We start from the raw sequence: 16,032 nt of genomic DNA on the forward strand, positions 1-16,032 counted from the left end.
AATAAAGGGGGTCTTAATATCCGGCGGTTGGGTAGCAGGCTAATGTAAGAGCGACGGCCGGCCATGTTGCAGAGTCGAACCCAACGTTAGCGATAACCAAACGGCAGCCCCTCTGATCCAGCGCTCATGGGGGAATTCCTGCCGAAATTACTAGTAGGCAAGCGGTCTGGGCGACTTACCCGGTGGTAAGTTAGCCATTTAGCCAATTGAATAAATTCCTCAAGTATAGGAAGAGACAACCGAACCGAAAGAAGCATTGAAAGACAATGAGGATCCGGTCATAGCGGACCTCGATTCTGAAGAAGGTCTGGAGCCAGAGGTTGGGTGCGTTCAATTTTCCAGAGCAGCTTTCGTTTGTTGGAGTGTGCTCTTCGCAAGGCGGTGCTCGAAGATTTGCACGGACGCGAGTTGCGGTTCCGACAGGTAGCCCCGGTCGTCGACCACCACCATGCAAGCACGTTCCTTTCCGGCGAAGTGCTTGCCAACTCTGAAGCCCCCTTTCGCGGTGACGAAGGGCATCTGAGTCGGCTCGGTTCCTTGCCTAGAGGGTCTTCTTTCCCACTTCGTCCATATGAGCATCCTGCACATTGCGAGACCCAGAGACGCTGAAGTCCTTCACATCCTCCAAGGCAAAGACCGGTGTAGAGAGCCCCTTTGGCGTTTTGACTCGGAAGAATTCAGCGCCGTCGACGCCAGACAAGGAGAAGACAGGTCGCATATCCGGCTGGCTCGAGGCAATTTCAACATTGTTGAACTCGATATTCTTGACATGACGCACAAGGAAGCCGCTGGCCGGACTATCGCCCAGCCGATACGGTTCCGGGTACGCGGTCTCCTGATCGTCAACAATCCGGTCGGCAATCTCTTTTGTTCCGCCGCCCCGATGCTCCATATACAAGTCGTGAATCTTCACATCCTCAATCGGATGCCCGGGAATGCCCCATATCAGACCGCCGCCACTAAACTTCGACCAAGAGTTATGGCTGACCACGTTACGTATTATGATTCGCTTCAGTGTTCCTATAGGGACTCCGGACGGGCCGCGCATTCGGCGGCCGAGACGCAAGAAAATCGGCGTGTTGGCACAGTCTCTCATCGTTACGCCGGTGAACGTGATGTCTTCGAGAATCGCCCCGTCAACGGTCTCCAACGCAAAGCCGCGGCAGCCGTCGAACACACAGTTGGAAATTGTGATGTTCTTGAATCCGCCATTCGACTCAGTGCCACACTTGATGCGACCTGTAGGGCTGGTCATCTTGGAGTCCGCCGGCCAACGTTTCCAAGTTCCATCCAGGGTAGTCCCAAGCTCATACGCGCCCGTGACGTAACAGTTGGTGATCGTTACATTCTCTGTAGGACGAGCATAGCCCAGCGCGAACGAACTCTTGGGGCAGATGCCGTCATCCCAAGGTGAATTAACTGAACAATTGGATACCCGGACGTTGCGGCAGCAGTCAATGTCCATTCCGTCGCGGTCGGTGTCGATCTTCAAATTATCGATCGTGAGGTTGTCCACACCTGTCGCCAGGATCGCAAACCATCCTCCCTTGAGCACCGAAAAATCGCGAAGAATGACGTTGCGACAGTTCTTGAGCGAAATCGACTTATTGCCCATTCCTGGCGTCTCAGCCGCTTTACCACCGCGAACCAAACCCTTGCCCCAGATCAGGCCGGGGCCAAGGATTGCTATGTTCTGTAGCCCCGCCCCCCAGATCAAAACTGTTATGCCAATGATTGTGACCAAAGTCCTGATAGCTGTCCCACGCCGTCTTCGGTTCCGGAGGATCATAGCTTGCCCCGCTAGCTGTCGATCGCTCCGACACTGATGCGGCCAATATCGTCGCTCCTTGATCGAGATATAGGGCCACATTGCTCTTTAGATGGATCGAATAGGATGCATAAGTGCCGGACGGGAAGTGGACTGTGCCTCCGCCACTCACGCTGGCCGCATCGATTGCTCGATTGATTGCCGGAGTGTCAATGGCAACCCCATCTCCCTTTGCTCCATATTGCTTCACGTTGAAAACGATGCTGGTGCCTGCGCCAGGCATCGATGCCGCCTCACCCAGCGCTTGAGATTGCGTGAAAGGAGCGCTGTGGCAGCGGCACCAGCTGTCCCGGTCGATGCCAGCTTTAAGAATTCTCTGCGGAATATGGTCATGCTAGTAGGTCCTCACTCGTTACTTGGTCAGCTGCGGGCTCGAACGGCTGGCATGCTGAAGAAAGTGTCCGAACTCATGACAAGCTTCATCTTTTCTGAACCTCCGCTGATACCCAGCCACCGATACCAGCTTCAGACACTATTGCAAATACGGCTCCATGCCCTCATTATTATTTCAACTGGTTCAACTTATGTTTCATATATTAAAATACAAGATATTTCTTTGACACTTCACCGAGGTCCTCTCATCGTTATGGCCATTCAGAATGCAACCCCAAGAGTATCCAGCCTCACTCGCAGGCAATTGCTCCAGAACGTCCCTGTACCGGCAATGGGAGCGATCGCTGCGGCAGTGATCTTTCCCAGCCCAACGGCGCAAGCTCAAGCAGCGACGGGTGCGCACGCTGGCTCCGTACCCGATGTCCTGCCCCTCGGTGCAAGGATCTACGACATCACGGCCTTCGGCGCAAAGGGTGACCGCATCTCGTTGAACACGGCCGCGGTGCAGGCCGCAATCGACGCCTGCCATGCCGACGGTGGCGGCACAGTCCTCGTTCCCGCTGGTACCTTCCGCATCGGCACAGTTGAGCTGCGCAGCAACATCACCCTCTATCTTGCGCCTTCAGCCATTCTCCTCGGCAGTGGCGTCGGCACAGACTACCACGCGGTCTATGCCATCCCACTCACGGGCGATTCCACTCTCAACGATGGTAACTGGGCTCTCCTCTTCGCGGTCAATCAAAAGAATATCGTCATTGAAGGTCCCGGTACGATCGACGGCCAGGGTGCGCAGTTCCACTCGTCTGTTCGCGGAACCTTACCTCCAAGCAAGCTCAGCGGCAACAACCGCCCGTACCACATTCTCATGCACAAGTGCGAAGACATCCGCCTCCGGAATCTCTCACTCGTCGACGGTGCGTACCACTCCATTCGTATCATCCAAAGCCGCCGTATCTTCATCGACAGCGTTTACATTCACAACCGCGTCAATGGCAATAACGACGGGTTTCACTTCATCTCCGCCGAGCACGTGACAGTCTCCAATTGCACCGTGATCTCGCAGGACGACGGTTGCGCCATGTTTGGCTCATGCAAGTTCATCAACATCACTAACTCCACCTTTAGCACTCGCTGGTCCGTCTTTCGCTTTGGCGGTGGTGAGAGCGAAAACATCGCTGTCTCCAATTGCGTCCTTTATAAGGTGTACGGCTGTCCAATCAAGTTCCAAGGCAACGATGGCTCCCGTTTTGAGAACATCTCCTTCTCTAATCTCATCCTGCAAGAGGTGACCGGCCCCATTCATCTCGGCGTTGGTCCGCGCCCCCAGCAGACCGTCAATCCGGGCTTACAGCCTGAAATTCATGCACAGCGTCCGCCTGCCGTCGCGCGCAATATCTCTTTCTCGAACATCAGCGGCACCATCACCGACCGTGGTGGCCAACTCCCGGAGTCTTCTCTTGCACCCGACGTGCTCCGTCCTGGTGAAGGACACTCCGCCATCACCTTTAACTGCACCGGTAATGCCACCATGGAAAACATCTCGCTCACAAACATCCATCTCACCTTCGCCGGCGGAGGCACAGCAGAAGAAGCCGCTCGCCGCGATCTCCCGCATATCTCCGGCGAATATTTCATGTTAGGTTCCATTCCGGCTTATGGACTCTATGCACGGAACGTTCGCGGCCTCACGGCCTCAAACATCCGCTTCCAGACTGCGGCCCCCGACCTCCGTCCAGCGGTCATTCTCGATCACGTCGTCGACGCATCCCTCGATCTCGTCAGCGTGCAGGCAGATCCCCGTGCCGAATCTGCCTTCCGATTCATCGACTCCACCGACATTCTTGTCACGTCTCCGCGTCTGCTCACCAACACGGCAACCTTTCTGCAGCTGGAAGGCAAAGCCAACACGCACATTACGCTCGATGGCGGCGACGTCTCCCGCGCCACCGCGCCGATCGTGTACAAGGACGGTGCGACAGCTGCGGCTATCAAGCATCGTGTCTGAACCATATCCCCGGGAAAGAGATCATCTATGAACGTAATCACACGCCGTCATATGCTTCGCCTGTGTACTGCGACTCCTTTCATTAGCCCGTTGGCATTTGCTGCGCCTACAAAAGACGTTGCGGACACCACGGATTGGTCCCGTCTCGTCATCGCCGCGACTATGGACCGCAAACCCGATCCCGCCCAACTCGGCGGTTGGGGGTATGCCATCGCGCTTTACTGCTACGGCATGTACCTGGTCTACCTCCGCACTGGCGACAAGACATACCTCACATATATCCAGGGCTGGATTGACAAGCACATTGACGACTCCGGCATTATCGATCGGAAGATCACCGCGCTCGACTATATGTTGCCCGGCAATGTTCTGCTGCTCCTTTATAACGAAACGGGATTGCAAAAATACAAGACTGCCGCCTCCACTATCCGCACTACCTTCGACACCTATCCCCGCACTGAAGATGGTGGCTTCTGGCACGCGCTCTCCCGCCAGCACCAGCTTTGGCTCGATGGTGTTTACATGTCGCTTCCCTTCCTCGTTCGCTATGGCGCCAACTTCAATGAAAGCAAGTACACACTCGATGAAGCGGCAAAGCAGTTGATGATCTATCAAGGACACCTCAACGATCCCGTAACAGGGCTGATGTTTCACGCCTATGACGAATCAGGCCAGCAGCGCTGGGCCGATCCTGTGACCCGTCACTCGCCGATCTTCTGGTGCCGCTCCATCGGATGGTTCGGTATGACGCTCGTCGATGTACTGGAGATCATGCCCAGGAATCATCCCCGCCGCGACGATCTCATCACGCAGGTTCGTCGGTTGGCCGCTGCTTACGAAAAATACCAGGATTCCGCTACAGGCCTCTGGTACGAGGTCGTTGACAAAGGCAGCCTTCCCGGCAATTGGCACGAGACCTCCAGCTCATGCATGTACACCTACATGCTGTCCCGCGCGGTGCAGCGCGGCTACATCTCCCGACGCTACAAAGCCATAGCAGACAAGGGATACCTCGGCATCCTCACTCAACTCTCTAAGGACGACAAAGGCAACGCCCATATCGCCAATATCTGCGAGGGCACCAACGTCGGAGACCTCTCCTTCTATCTCGCTCGCCCCCGCAGCACCGACGACTTCCACGGCCTCGGGGCCTTCCTCATCATGAATGAGCAACTAACCCACCCCCGCAACGGCGACCCTATCATTACAAAGAGATCTTGACGTGCGCATGGCAGGTTCATCGCACGAGTGAGGCAATCAAATAGAGCTATGCAAAGAGGAAGGCAAGATGCATTTCCTCTTGAAGTTCCTCCCCATCGCGAGTCCAGGTTGAGCTGATTCTCTCCTCGCCAGATAACAACCTAACTTTATCCTCGACAACTCGCCCTTCACCAATGCCGGCGTCTCGGACGCACCGCAGCACCGATCTCTTCTCCATTTACAAACGGTCTCCGATTTTCGCGAGAGCTACTAGGATCCTAAAGGACAACCTCTCACAAGCAACCGACTACAATCAATCGCTCGCCAGCATGACGGTAGCGAGGTCGTTTCCATCTCGAATCTGCTTCGCGGCCAGCGCATATTTGGGGTCATGGTAAGCGACCGCGGCCCGCTCCAGGGTGTGCTCCAGATCGCTCGCCTTGAAGCCTCCGATCTGCTGATACTCCCACTTCTTGCCGGCCACCGCATACGGCAGAAGAAAGTCGATCGCCCCGCGTATCGAGCGCCCATCAGGCGTCTTGTAGTTCCAAAGATCAACGCCCACGCGCTCGCCAAGCGTGGCAAGCTGAGTCAGCCCATCCAGATTTCCATTGCTGTAACCCCACCCATTTGTGCGTGCTGTCTCAAGCGGCTGACGTCCATTGGGGTCGATTTGTGTGATGCGCCGTGTTTTCACACGCTCCAGGGTATCGACCGCTAGCTTGCGATCGCCCAAGAACAAAGCCAGTTCCGTCACCTGCAGGTCGTACCAGGTTCCGTGGTTGTTCTTCGCGGCGTCCTCGTCCTTACCCTTTTGGCTGTTGCGCATCCAGCTCAAATAGGCTGCCATCCATATCTTGATTCCCTGCTCATCCGATACGGTCCAGGTCTTCGATTCGGCGAGAAGCCCGACCGCCTCACATGCTCCGAGAAGTGACCGCGACTCGATGATACCGATGCCGCGGCCGGTGTTGATCCCTGGAATCCCTTGGCCAAACTCGAGATTCGGATTCATCTTAGTAGCGGGATCGAGGAACCAAGTGCGCAACAACAGCTCCGCGCGATCCGCGTATTCTTGTCTCCCCGTCAGGTAGTACTCGAGCGCGAGCACTCTAACGTCGTCTCCCATCTTCCCAAACTGGTCGTGGTCGGAGATCTTCTTCAACTCGGGGTTCCGCTGGCCATCGTGACGAATGTAGGGAAGGCCGTTCGCTTTGCTCGGATCGGCCCAGAAGTACGGGGCCTGGCTCATATAATCGTGCTTGTCGCCACTGGGCGGGGTGATCCCCTTTTGCACGACAGAGAATGGACCCTCGTGCATGGCCTGATCAGCAGCTGTTTTCGCCGCAAGGAACACCTGCTGCTTGTGCCCATCGCCGGCGTCCGCGTTCTTCAAGCGGGCAACAATCGCGGGGTCGTAGAGAAAGACGCGTGGTGCGGCTTGTGCGAGGCACACCAGGGGCGCGGCAAACGACAATGTAAGGGCCGCGCAGATGGATGAAACTGTGTGACGAGGTCGCATCATGGTGCTCCGATCTATCTCATTCTGGTGAGAGGTGGTATGAGCCACCCGCTAGGGTCGTTAGGGTGAGCCTGCCTGACTTGTTGGCATGCAGAGCTGGCACTTTCCCGGACGACGACACAGCGACCGCACGTGCACCCCAAGGACTTTGAATGACGAGAACTCCACCCTTTTCGCTGACGATGTCGACGAAAGTCACCTTTCCTGCGGCCTGCTCACTCGAAACAAGGTAAGCACCCTTTGCCCGAAGCCGCGTGAAGGCTGCATCCATAGCGGTCGGCCAGTCAGGAAAGAGCCGCAGAACGTTCGCCTCGTGTTGCAGCAGCATGGAGTTGATAGCCTCGATGGATCCCGAGGTCTCAATGCCCCCGCCGCCCTGGAAGACGGTAAGATTGCTCGGTCTCCACTGGTGCTGGATCGCGGCCTTGAACTTCGCAATCAGGTCGTCCGCAGGCCACCCAATGCGTGCCGCCACAGGGAAGATCTTACAGAATCCGTTATTCGTGTTGCCCCCCTTCGTGACACCCCAGGAATTCATCTCTTCCATGGAATTGCGAGCGATCTGAAGTTGCTGCGGATCGCCGCCAATGGCCAGATTTTCACCGGGGTAGACGATCCCCTCGAGGTTGATGGGCTGATCTCCAGGTTCGAAAAGGCCCTGATTCTTGATCGTGTTCTTGATGCTTGCAGCGATGTAATAGACGGGTTTTCCGTTCACCTCGCCGGACGGATAGGGCGCGAGGTCATCGAGAAACTTTTGCCACACTGGGCGAAGTTCGCTATCGACACCGAGTATTTTGCTCGTCTCGATGAGTTCCCCGGCGACCCGGCGAGCGAACCCGATATCGAGATTGGGATCGATGTCATCGCCGCCCTCGTGCGCCGAACTATGTTCAAAGTGGAGGTGCTCAGTTGCTGGATCGCGAATGGTGAAATCACGCCAGAACCCATCTAGGGCCTTCATGGCGGGATACAGCTGTGTGCGGAGGAAGTTGAGGTCCTGCGTGTATTCCCAATAGTCGATGACGGGGAGCAGACTAAACGTCGCGTTCGACTTCTGATCGGATGGAAGCTTTTTGTAGTCCTTTATCGCAGCGACGTGAGCCGGTGGGGGAACGGGCTGATACTGGGTAAACGGCGAGAAGGTGCGTTGGAACGCCATCCCCTGATAACCCGCGAGCGCGGTGCGGTTAGTCTGCGTGGGAATCTGCGCAAGCACCATACGGTTGTATGGTTCTGCAATCTCCGGCCGGTTGCTTGAGGAGACTCCATAGAAGGGCGCTTCCTCGTTATAGTTCATGAAATAACGACCACCCCAGCCGGCGTTGTCTGTCGTTAGCCAGTTCGCCCAAAGCGATGGCGGAAGATGACCAGGACGAGATGCCGAGCCGAGAACATATTGTGCTCCGTAATAATAGTCTTCCAAGACTTTGTCGTGCAGTTCGACATAGGACTGGAGCCAGAACTGTTTCCACCATTCGCGATGCTGGGTCTCAAGTCGGGCGATCTGGGGCGTATCGATCTTCTTCACATCCGCGACTGCTGTCTTTGCCAGCACCTGTGCGGCAGGTCCGTCGGGGCCGATCCTGGCATCGCTCTCAAAAGCCGTGAGGAGCCAGACAGTTTGGCCCGCCTTCACCGTGAACTTCGCCGCCTCACCATTTGGAGCAGAAGTCACGCCAGAGAAGGAAGTGCCCACAATGCCAGTCGCAATGCCAACACGCGCTTTGTAATCCTTCAGACCACTGAGGTCGTTCTCTCGGCTGACCCAGAGCACACTATCCATTGCACCGCTCTCCGCCGGAAAAATCATGTGTGCATTCGGCAAAGGAGTCGGCGTGGCAAGTACTATCTGCAGCGGCACGTCAGATGTTCCGCTCGGAACAGATATCTGAGTGACGAAGACATTTGACGTGTCGGACGTCCACGAGCGCATAGACACAGTGCTGGACCCGAGCTTGAGCGTGGTAAGAACCTGCGCATTGAGGATGTCTTGATCGACGCGATACGCCGCCGGGTCTCCGTGGGCGCCTGCCGCGGATGCGACAGAGAGCGTACCGAGAGAGAGGATGGATACCTCCGGCGCGTTGTGCCTGGTGTTCCAGTGGCTACCCCAAAAATCGCTCTTGCCGAAGTAGAAGCGCTGCGAATCGACGGTGAGGTCGCCGGCCACGACGCCGATATCACCATTGCCCAACAGTGCGCCGGAAGTGTATTTCGGTGTTACAAGGTTCTTTGGCGGCTCCGTCGCGATGCCGTGGATCTGCTCGAGAATGGTCTTCAGTGTGGCCCAGTCGCGGTCAGTCTGCGCGTTAGCAGGTGCTGCTGTAACCAAGCACGCGGCGAGCATAAGGGAGGAAGTGCACATGTACCTGAATTTCATGAGAAATCCTGACCAAGCTGAACTACACCCACTTCCGTGAGGCATGTCGGTACGAAACGTTGATGTTGTTCTGGCCGGGTTCGCCGTCGCTTTTCATCCAAGTGGTGCATGAATTTAGGTGAGTCTGCGCACCGCGTCTGCTCCAACGCCACCGGTAAGAACAACTTCTTTGACGCCCTGAGCCATGCGGTTCAGAGAAAGTTGCACATCCGCACTGGTGGCCCCAGACAGTTCAAGAAACACGGGTCGCGCGGCCGTGCCGCGAGAAGACGAGAGCAATACTTCCTTTACGTCGTTCATGCGCAGCGCCGGGTCGGTAGCGCTTGGGCCATCGGTGCGGAAGTGGAGAACCTCGAGGTCGTGCACCCCGTGGAAGTTCGCGGCCACTCCAGATGCAACGTTGATGGTTGCCCGATTGAGCACCATACCATCCACATGCATGCAGGAGATGCCAGTGGTCGCCCCTTCCACATGGAAATTATCGATCTGCAGACCCTCGATCGGCCGCTCCGGAAGACCTTCGATGAGCGCCGCCCGCTTCGTCCCGGAGACGATCATGTCACTACAGTGGATGTTGCGCATCGCGGGCGTGGCTGGGCCTATCGGCTCGGCCTTATCGCGGTCTCCATTGACATACCACATCGACACCCACAGCGCGGTGTCGACCAGGTTACGCATAACGTAGTTGTTGACACGAATGTTCTCGACCGACGCCCCGCGGCCGCGGCCTGTCTTGAAGTAGAGACCTCTGCGGGTTCCATCGCAAACGCAGTTGCTGATGGTCACATCGCGAACGCCGCCGGCGGTCTCACTTCCGATTCCTACGCCACATTGTCCAAAGCCAAAGACACAGTTGGTAATGGTAACGTCTTGGGTCGGAACGAGTGTCTTGCCCTCGATGTACTTATAGCCTGACTTGAGGATGATACAGTCGTCGCCGGTGCTGATGTAACAGTTGGCAATGCGCACCTGCTTGCAGGACTCTGGATCGATACCGTCAGTGTTGAGCGAATCCTTTGGGCTGATGATAGTGATGCCATCGATGGTGATGTTCTCGCAGAGAACCGGATGGATATTCCAGGACGGCGAATCGAGCACGGAGATTCCGGAGATCAGGATGTTCTTCGATCGATAAAGATTGATCATGCGCGGGCGCGGCCACTTCAGCTTGGAACCCGGGGGGTTTTCAGGCTCACGCTCGTGCAGACCAGCGGCCTTTCGCGTCTGGTTCGTCTGGCGTTGGGCATCACGCCAGGGCTGGCCCTGTCCGTTCAGCGCGCCGCGGCCGGTGATGGTGACATTCTCCAGATCCTCACCTGTAATCAGCGAGGCGAAGACGGTACGATCGTTGCCCTCCCATCGGCCCTGGATGGTGGGGTAGTCATCGAAGTTGGTGTGGCCGAGAAGGACGGCGCCTCCGAGCAGGTCGAGAGTTAGATTGCTGCGCAGGAAGAGCGGCCCGGTAAGAAAGGTTCCGGGTGGCACGATCACACAACCGCCGCCAGCACGACCGCAGGCGTCGATAGCTCGCTGAAGCCCCGTGGTTGAGAGGGTCTTACCGTCGCCGACCGCGCCGAAGTCAGTCACCAGAAACGTGTGCGAGCGAGAGGTGACAGCGCCTTGTGGGGTTTGGGCGAAAGCTCGCGAATCACTGGCCGCGAGTGCCGCCGTGGCGAAGCCGGCAGTCGTCATCTTGCGAATGAAGTCACGACGGAGGGAAGAAGGGATAGGGCTTTTTGATGACAAGTCGCGATCTTTGCTCCGAGTGGATCAGTTATTGCAAGTCCGATCATTTTTACGTTTGCCGAAGCGATAGTGTCAAGTATAAAAATATATTTTGTATGATGAAAACGAAGTGAACGCTGCCTACCGACCGAGTCAAGCGTAAAGCCGCGGCGGACCAAGGGACGGCTTCTGTCTTCAATCCGAAGAGGCAAAGATTTTCGCGTCTTTGGAAGCCTCGTGGTCAGGACGCCATCTGCGAGGACGTGAATGAGAAGTCATCTAATTTCTTCCGGTTTCGGTGGACGATTGTCATGTTTTAGAAGTAGGATGTTGGCCGGTAAGTTTTAAGGATGGAAGTAGATTTCTAATTGCGAAATGGAACCATTAAACACGCTGATCTGAACCTGAATCGGCGGACCCTTCTTCTGGAAGGTGCCAAGATCGATGTATCGCTCGGGTCTGGCAAGTACTCCGCCGTCGTAAACGGAGTTCAAGTCGTCTCCGAAACCTGGATTGCGTGGCCGCTTTGCTTCGACCGCATTGTTTTACTCCACCGACGCTTGCACGTTGCGTCATTCGATCCCGGCTGGCTGGATTTCACGAAACCTCAAGGCTGTGACAGCAACGAAGAGCGCTCCGCAATCTCTGAAGGTTCAGCTGCAGAACGGCGAGATCGTCATTGCCGTCGCGGCGCGTAGCCCATCATTGTCTCTCAAGGCTGATGCTGAGGGCAGTGATAGAAGGCCCATTTCCGAGAGCAGCCCTAACCCTTCTCAAATTAGCCTTTCACGGTTGAGAGGCTGTTTTGTTCAGACATAACACCGCCGCAGAAAGCTATTTCGGACGGCCAAATTGCATCGATTTTGAGGTGATCTCAATGAAAAACATCTACCAGGTAATACGAAGGATCGGCATCAGTTTCGCGCTTGTTCTTCTGTTTGTCGCAAGCAGCGCTCGCGCCCAAAGCTCCTCAGGATCGGTCAATGGAACCGTAACGGATCCTACCGGCGCCGTCGTTCCGGGCGCTGGGATCGACCTGATCGGGACCGACACCGGCGTGATTCGTCACACCGAGAGCAACGAAGCGGGTGCCTTCACCCTGCTGAATGTGCAGCCGGGAACCTATAGCCTGAAGGTCACGATGACGGGCTTCAAGACCAATCAGTCTCCGGCCTTTCCGGTGGATGTGAATCAGTCGGTCACACAGAACCAGGTCCTCCAGACGGGTGCCACCAGCGAGACGGTGCAGGTCTCCTCCTCGCTTGCAGGAAATCTCACTCAGCGTTCCAGCTCAGAGCTTGGCACGGTAATCGAGACCAAGGAAGTGCAACAGTTGCCCTTGAACGGTAGAAACTTCACCCAGCTTTTGATTCTCACGCCGGGTGTTACTCCCGTCTCGACCGCCCAGGGTTCCGGGGTCAGCACCACCGATTCCGGCGTTACCGGTATTCCCGGAACGGCGTTCTACAAGCCTTCGATCTTCGGACAGCAGAACCGCTCCACCATGTATCTGCTTGACGGAATCAACAACACCGATTTCCGAACCTCCATCTACGGCTTCCTTCCCATCATCGATGCGACGGACGAGTTCAAGGTGCAATCGCACAACGACAAGGCGGAGTACGGTGGCGTCCTTGGCGGTGTCGTCAACATGGCGAGCCGCTCCGGCACGAAGGAGTTTCACGGATCGGCGTGGGAGTTTGTCCGGAACAACATCTTCGACGCTCGCAACCCGTTCACCGATTTCTGCACTCCCGCGCGTTGTGGTGCGGGTTCTTCGCCGAACACCCCTGCCGCACCCGGCCATTACACGCAGAATGAGTTTGGCGCAGCCGTCGGCGGCCCCATCTTCAAGGACAAGACCTTCTTCTTCGCCGCCTACGAGGGATGGCGTTACAGCAAGCCCACGCTCAACACCGCGCTTGTTCCAACGGACGCTGAGTTAGGCGGTGATTTCTCACAGAGCTTCTACAAGCAACAGATCTATAATCCGTTCTCCACGCAGTGCGTCGGTAGCTCCTGCACGGTGCAGCCGTTCCGTTGCGACACAGCGGGAAATGCTCTTCCGCTTTCGTCCAATGGCACGCAGCCTGCGGGTACGCCGTGCAACAAGCTGCCCTCCGGAGTGATCAGCTCCCAGATGCAGAAGTACATGAACGCTTACTATCAGCGGCCGAATTCGACCAGCGGGCCGGGCAACAGCTTCAACTTTATTGAGCAGCGACCGCAGATCGACAATAACAACAGTTGGCAGCTCCGCCTCGATCATCACTTCAGCGACCGCGATTTCGGCTTCTTCCGCATCAGCCAGATGTGGGTCAATGACACGCAGCCGGTCACCGCAACCGTTGAGTCAGCCGTCAGCAGCTATCACGTCTACAACATCGGCGGAGGTTTTACTCACGCCTTTACGGACCGCCTTATCCTCGATGCTCGCGGCGGCGTCATGTTGAAGCCTTATGTCTTCAGCCAGAGTGCGGCTCCCGACGGGCTCGCCTCTGCGACCTCTGCGGGGTTTTCCAACCTTGATACCTATGGAGGTATGGTGACGAGCCTCGCCGCTCCGTACACGACCTCTTCGGCAGGAAACCAGGGAACGTCCCTTCGTCGGAATCCTGTCATCAGCGGTGGCGTGGACATCAGCTGGCTGAAGGGTAAGCACAACATCAAGGGCGGAGCTTCCTATGTGTACCAGAGCCGCTTCCAGTCCAACCTGCAGCAGCTCTTCGGATTTTCGGATTCGATTACGAGCAACAAAAACGCAGCGAACACCGGTAACTCTGCTGCCAGCTCCCTGCTTGGTTTCCCTGCAAGCTTCAGCGCCGAGACTCCACAGTATGGCGCCGTCGCCTTCCATCTGGCCACCATCTCCGGCTACATTCAGGACGAGTGGAAAATCACTCCAACCTTCACCGCCAATATTGGAATCCGTTACGACTACGGAACGCCGGTGATTATCGACAATCAAAGACTCGCCAATCAGATCGACTTCTTTCATCAGCAGTATCTGATCGGCGCCTCCAACGTGCCTGCATGTGCGACCACGGGCGCCTTCGTCAATCCATGCATTCCTGGCGGACTTGCCAGTGTGCCTTTCGGCGACCACATCGTCTTTCGTGGCAATACCAAGGAGGCGATGCAGAGTCTGACGGACAACGTCGGACCCCGCATCGGTTTTGCGTGGCAGTTCCGTCCGAACTCGGTCCTGCGCGGAGGATACGGCATGATGTATGACACGATCTCCGGCCGCAGCCAATATGCACAGAACAACATCGAGGGCGCTGTCTGGCCTTATACCAAGGGCATTACGAATCAGACGACCAATGTCCAAATGAATAATATCTGGCCCGGCGCGTCGTCAAATCCTCTCGTCCCGATCACTTCTCTGGCGGGCAACTCTCCGAATCCGATTGTGGCGTCTTCTCCCTGGCTGGCGGCGTCCTATGTCAACGCGCCGAACTATAATGACGCACGTTCGCAGCAGTACAACCTGCAACTTCAGCAGCAGCTCACTCCGTCGACGATCTTCTCGGTCGGCTATGCCGGATCGAAGACCGACCGACTCAACTTCACGGGGCGCGTGAACGCGGCTCCTGTGGCGTCGACCGATACGACACCCGCCTCTGCCATCGACGCACTCAAGCTCATGCCGTGGGCGTCGCCTTCATGGAACTACTCTTCTTCCACCGGATATGCGAACTACAACGCTCTCCTGGTGCAATTCCAGAAGCGCTTCTCGCAATCGTTTTCTACTATCGCCTCGTATACGTGGTCGAAATGCATGGACAACAGCTCCGGTCTTTTCAATGCTGAGAACGGGACCGGCGGTGGCTCGGTCGTCCAGAACTACTTCAATCCCAGCAATGCATACGGCGTTTGCGCCTACAACATTCCCAACTACTTCAGCTGGAGTACAAACTATAGTCTTCCATTCGGTCACGGCCAGCGCTGGCTGAACCACGGTGTTTCTTCCTATATCTTTGGGGGAGTCCGCATGAACTACGTCTTCCAGATCCGATCAGGGCAGCCCTACAACCTGACAGTTGGAGGCGATCCTGCCCATATCTCAGGTAACAACGGATCGGTCTCCGGCTACAGCAGGCCGAACATAGTGGGCGATCCTCACTCCGGAGGCTGCGGCTCCGTCGCTTTTGGAGAGAGGTCGGCCTCTCAGGGCTACTGTGTCTTCAATCCGACGGCCTTCGCCATTCCCACAAACTCGTTCGGCAATATGGGGCGTGGGGTTCTCAGCAGCTCAGCGTATAACAATCTGGACTTCTCTCTGATCAAGGTCACTCCCTTACACGACCAGATTCAGCTCGAACTACGGGCGGAAGCTTTCAATATTTATAACGCACAGATTCTGGGGGCCCCGGGAACGACCATCGGCACATCGAGCGCTGGTTTTGTGAATAGCATTACGAGCACTCCACGACAGTTGCAGATGGCCGCTAAGATAACTTTCTGATTTGTATCAACCGTTTTCTATATTTTTCTCGCAGAAGGACTAATGGTGTTATGAGTGCGGACAGCTGGGTGGAAGTGGGATGCCACCCGGCTGTCATGATGCATTGATTCCCGGAATATGTCTCGTAGGGCCATTATTTTGCAGCTTGATCCTTTTCTTTTGGCTATAGATTACGAAACAAGTGTGATTTGCGGATCTTGGAAAGGTCGGGGTCACTTTGTTCCTGACTGTTGCCGCACCTAATTCATCTATTCATCTGGAGCAGATCTTGCATGCGGGTGAAAAGGCACATTGCCATTGGACAGCATCCAGAGGGTGAACTTCATGCCTGTTTCCTCGCTTATCAAGAGCTGCACCCTTCTGAACTCAGAGATCGCTGCAATACCCTAACAAAACTTCTGGCCCGACACTTAGGACGGACCAGTTTTTGGACCAATCTGTCGGTGTCGTGCGACAGCAAAGCGGCCTTTGAAAATCCCCGCGTCGATCAAGGAATTGCAGTGGTCACGTACGTTTGACCTGCCTTGGTATCAAGGCTGATATCAGCATTGTCCATACGCTTAAACAT

Annotated in this window: 11 protein-coding genes; 3 read left to right on the forward strand and 8 right to left on the reverse strand. The window is 56.1% G+C overall.

The window, feature by feature from the left end; genetic code table 11:
* Positions 1–330: 330 nt before the first annotated feature.
* Genes AC5S26_RS25285 through AC5S26_RS25300 form a run of 4 tightly spaced genes read right to left on the reverse strand, consistent with a single transcriptional unit; the run spans position 331 to position 2,161 of the window.
* Positions 331–519 carry a hypothetical protein gene (locus tag AC5S26_RS25285; protein ID WP_494187735.1) on the reverse strand — a complete coding sequence of 63 codons (189 nt, stop codon included), beginning with the start codon at positions 517–519 and terminating at the stop codon, positions 331–333.
* A gap of 22 nt (positions 520–541) precedes the next feature.
* On the reverse strand, positions 542–1,744 hold the full coding sequence (locus tag AC5S26_RS25290) for a rhamnogalacturonidase (RefSeq protein WP_494187736.1): 1,203 nt from the start codon (positions 1,742–1,744) through the stop codon (positions 542–544).
* Positions 1,635–2,051, reverse strand: coding sequence for a glycosyl hydrolase family 28-related protein (locus AC5S26_RS25295; RefSeq protein ID WP_494187737.1), 417 nt, complete (start codon positions 2,049–2,051; stop codon positions 1,635–1,637). Before AC5S26_RS25295 ends, AC5S26_RS25290 begins: the two co-directional genes overlap by 110 nt.
* Positions 2,015–2,161 carry a twin-arginine translocation signal domain-containing protein gene (locus AC5S26_RS25300; protein WP_494187738.1) on the reverse strand — a complete coding sequence of 49 codons (147 nt, stop codon included), beginning with the start codon at positions 2,159–2,161 and terminating at the stop codon, positions 2,015–2,017. Before AC5S26_RS25300 ends, AC5S26_RS25295 begins: the two co-directional genes overlap by 37 nt.
* 223 nt (positions 2,162–2,384) lie before the next feature.
* Here AC5S26_RS25300 and AC5S26_RS25305 point away from each other — a divergent pair, with 223 nt between their 5' ends.
* Both AC5S26_RS25305 and AC5S26_RS25310 read left to right on the forward strand, forming a co-directional pair.
* The gene (locus AC5S26_RS25305) at positions 2,385–4,166 is read left to right on the forward strand and encodes a glycoside hydrolase family 28 protein (protein ID WP_494187739.1); all 1,782 of its coding nucleotides are present in this window, start codon (positions 2,385–2,387) and stop codon (positions 4,164–4,166) included.
* A gap of 27 nt (positions 4,167–4,193) precedes the next feature.
* Entirely contained in the window at positions 4,194–5,387 is a 1,194-nt protein-coding gene (locus AC5S26_RS25310) for a glycoside hydrolase family 88/105 protein (protein ID WP_494187740.1), read from the forward strand.
* A gap of 292 nt (positions 5,388–5,679) precedes the next feature.
* On the opposite strand, the gene AC5S26_RS25315 is transcribed toward AC5S26_RS25310, so the two are convergent.
* The 4 genes from AC5S26_RS25315 to AC5S26_RS25330 form a co-directional block, all read right to left on the reverse strand.
* Positions 5,680–6,891, reverse strand: coding sequence for an alginate lyase family protein (locus AC5S26_RS25315; RefSeq protein WP_494187741.1), 1,212 nt, complete (start codon positions 6,889–6,891; stop codon positions 5,680–5,682).
* Positions 6,892–6,907: 16 nt separating this feature from the next.
* On the reverse strand, positions 6,908–9,271 hold the full coding sequence (locus AC5S26_RS25320) for a glycosyl hydrolase family 95 catalytic domain-containing protein (RefSeq protein WP_494187742.1): 2,364 nt from the start codon (positions 9,269–9,271) through the stop codon (positions 6,908–6,910).
* A gap of 114 nt (positions 9,272–9,385) precedes the next feature.
* Positions 9,386–11,017, reverse strand: coding sequence for a glycoside hydrolase family 28 protein (locus tag AC5S26_RS25325; RefSeq protein ID WP_494187743.1), 1,632 nt, complete (start codon positions 11,015–11,017; stop codon positions 9,386–9,388).
* 323 nt (positions 11,018–11,340) lie between these two features.
* Positions 11,341–11,490, reverse strand: a complete 150-nt coding sequence (locus AC5S26_RS25330; protein WP_494187744.1) for a hypothetical protein — start codon at positions 11,488–11,490, stop codon at positions 11,341–11,343.
* A gap of 383 nt (positions 11,491–11,873) precedes the next feature.
* Between AC5S26_RS25330 and AC5S26_RS25335 the strand changes: the two genes are divergently transcribed.
* Entirely contained in the window at positions 11,874–15,464 is a 3,591-nt protein-coding gene (locus AC5S26_RS25335) for a carboxypeptidase-like regulatory domain-containing protein (RefSeq protein ID WP_494187745.1), read from the forward strand.
* Positions 15,465–16,032 lie beyond the last annotated feature (568 nt).

Source organism: Edaphobacter sp. FHG110511_03, assembly GCF_059115365.1.

What these genes read in the sequence shown, in the direction of transcription:
- AC5S26_RS25335 (WP_494187745.1), top strand. Translation starts at nt 11,874, where the DNA reads ATGAAAAACATCTACCAGGTAATACGAAGGATCGGCATCAGTTTCGCG.
- AC5S26_RS25320 (WP_494187742.1), bottom strand. Translation starts at nt 9,271, where the DNA reads ATGAAATTCAGGTACATGTGCACTTCCTCCCTTATGCTCGCCGCGTGC.
- AC5S26_RS25315 (WP_494187741.1), bottom strand. Translation starts at nt 6,891, where the DNA reads ATGATGCGACCTCGTCACACAGTTTCATCCATCTGCGCGGCCCTTACA.
- AC5S26_RS25310 (WP_494187740.1), top strand. Translation starts at nt 4,194, where the DNA reads ATGAACGTAATCACACGCCGTCATATGCTTCGCCTGTGTACTGCGACT.
- AC5S26_RS25300 (WP_494187738.1), bottom strand. Translation starts at nt 2,161, where the DNA reads ATGACCATATTCCGCAGAGAATTCTTAAAGCTGGCATCGACCGGGACA.
- AC5S26_RS25295 (WP_494187737.1), bottom strand. Translation starts at nt 2,051, where the DNA reads ATGCCTGGCGCAGGCACCAGCATCGTTTTCAACGTGAAGCAATATGGA.
- AC5S26_RS25285 (WP_494187735.1), bottom strand. Translation starts at nt 519, where the DNA reads ATGCCCTTCGTCACCGCGAAAGGGGGCTTCAGAGTTGGCAAGCACTTC.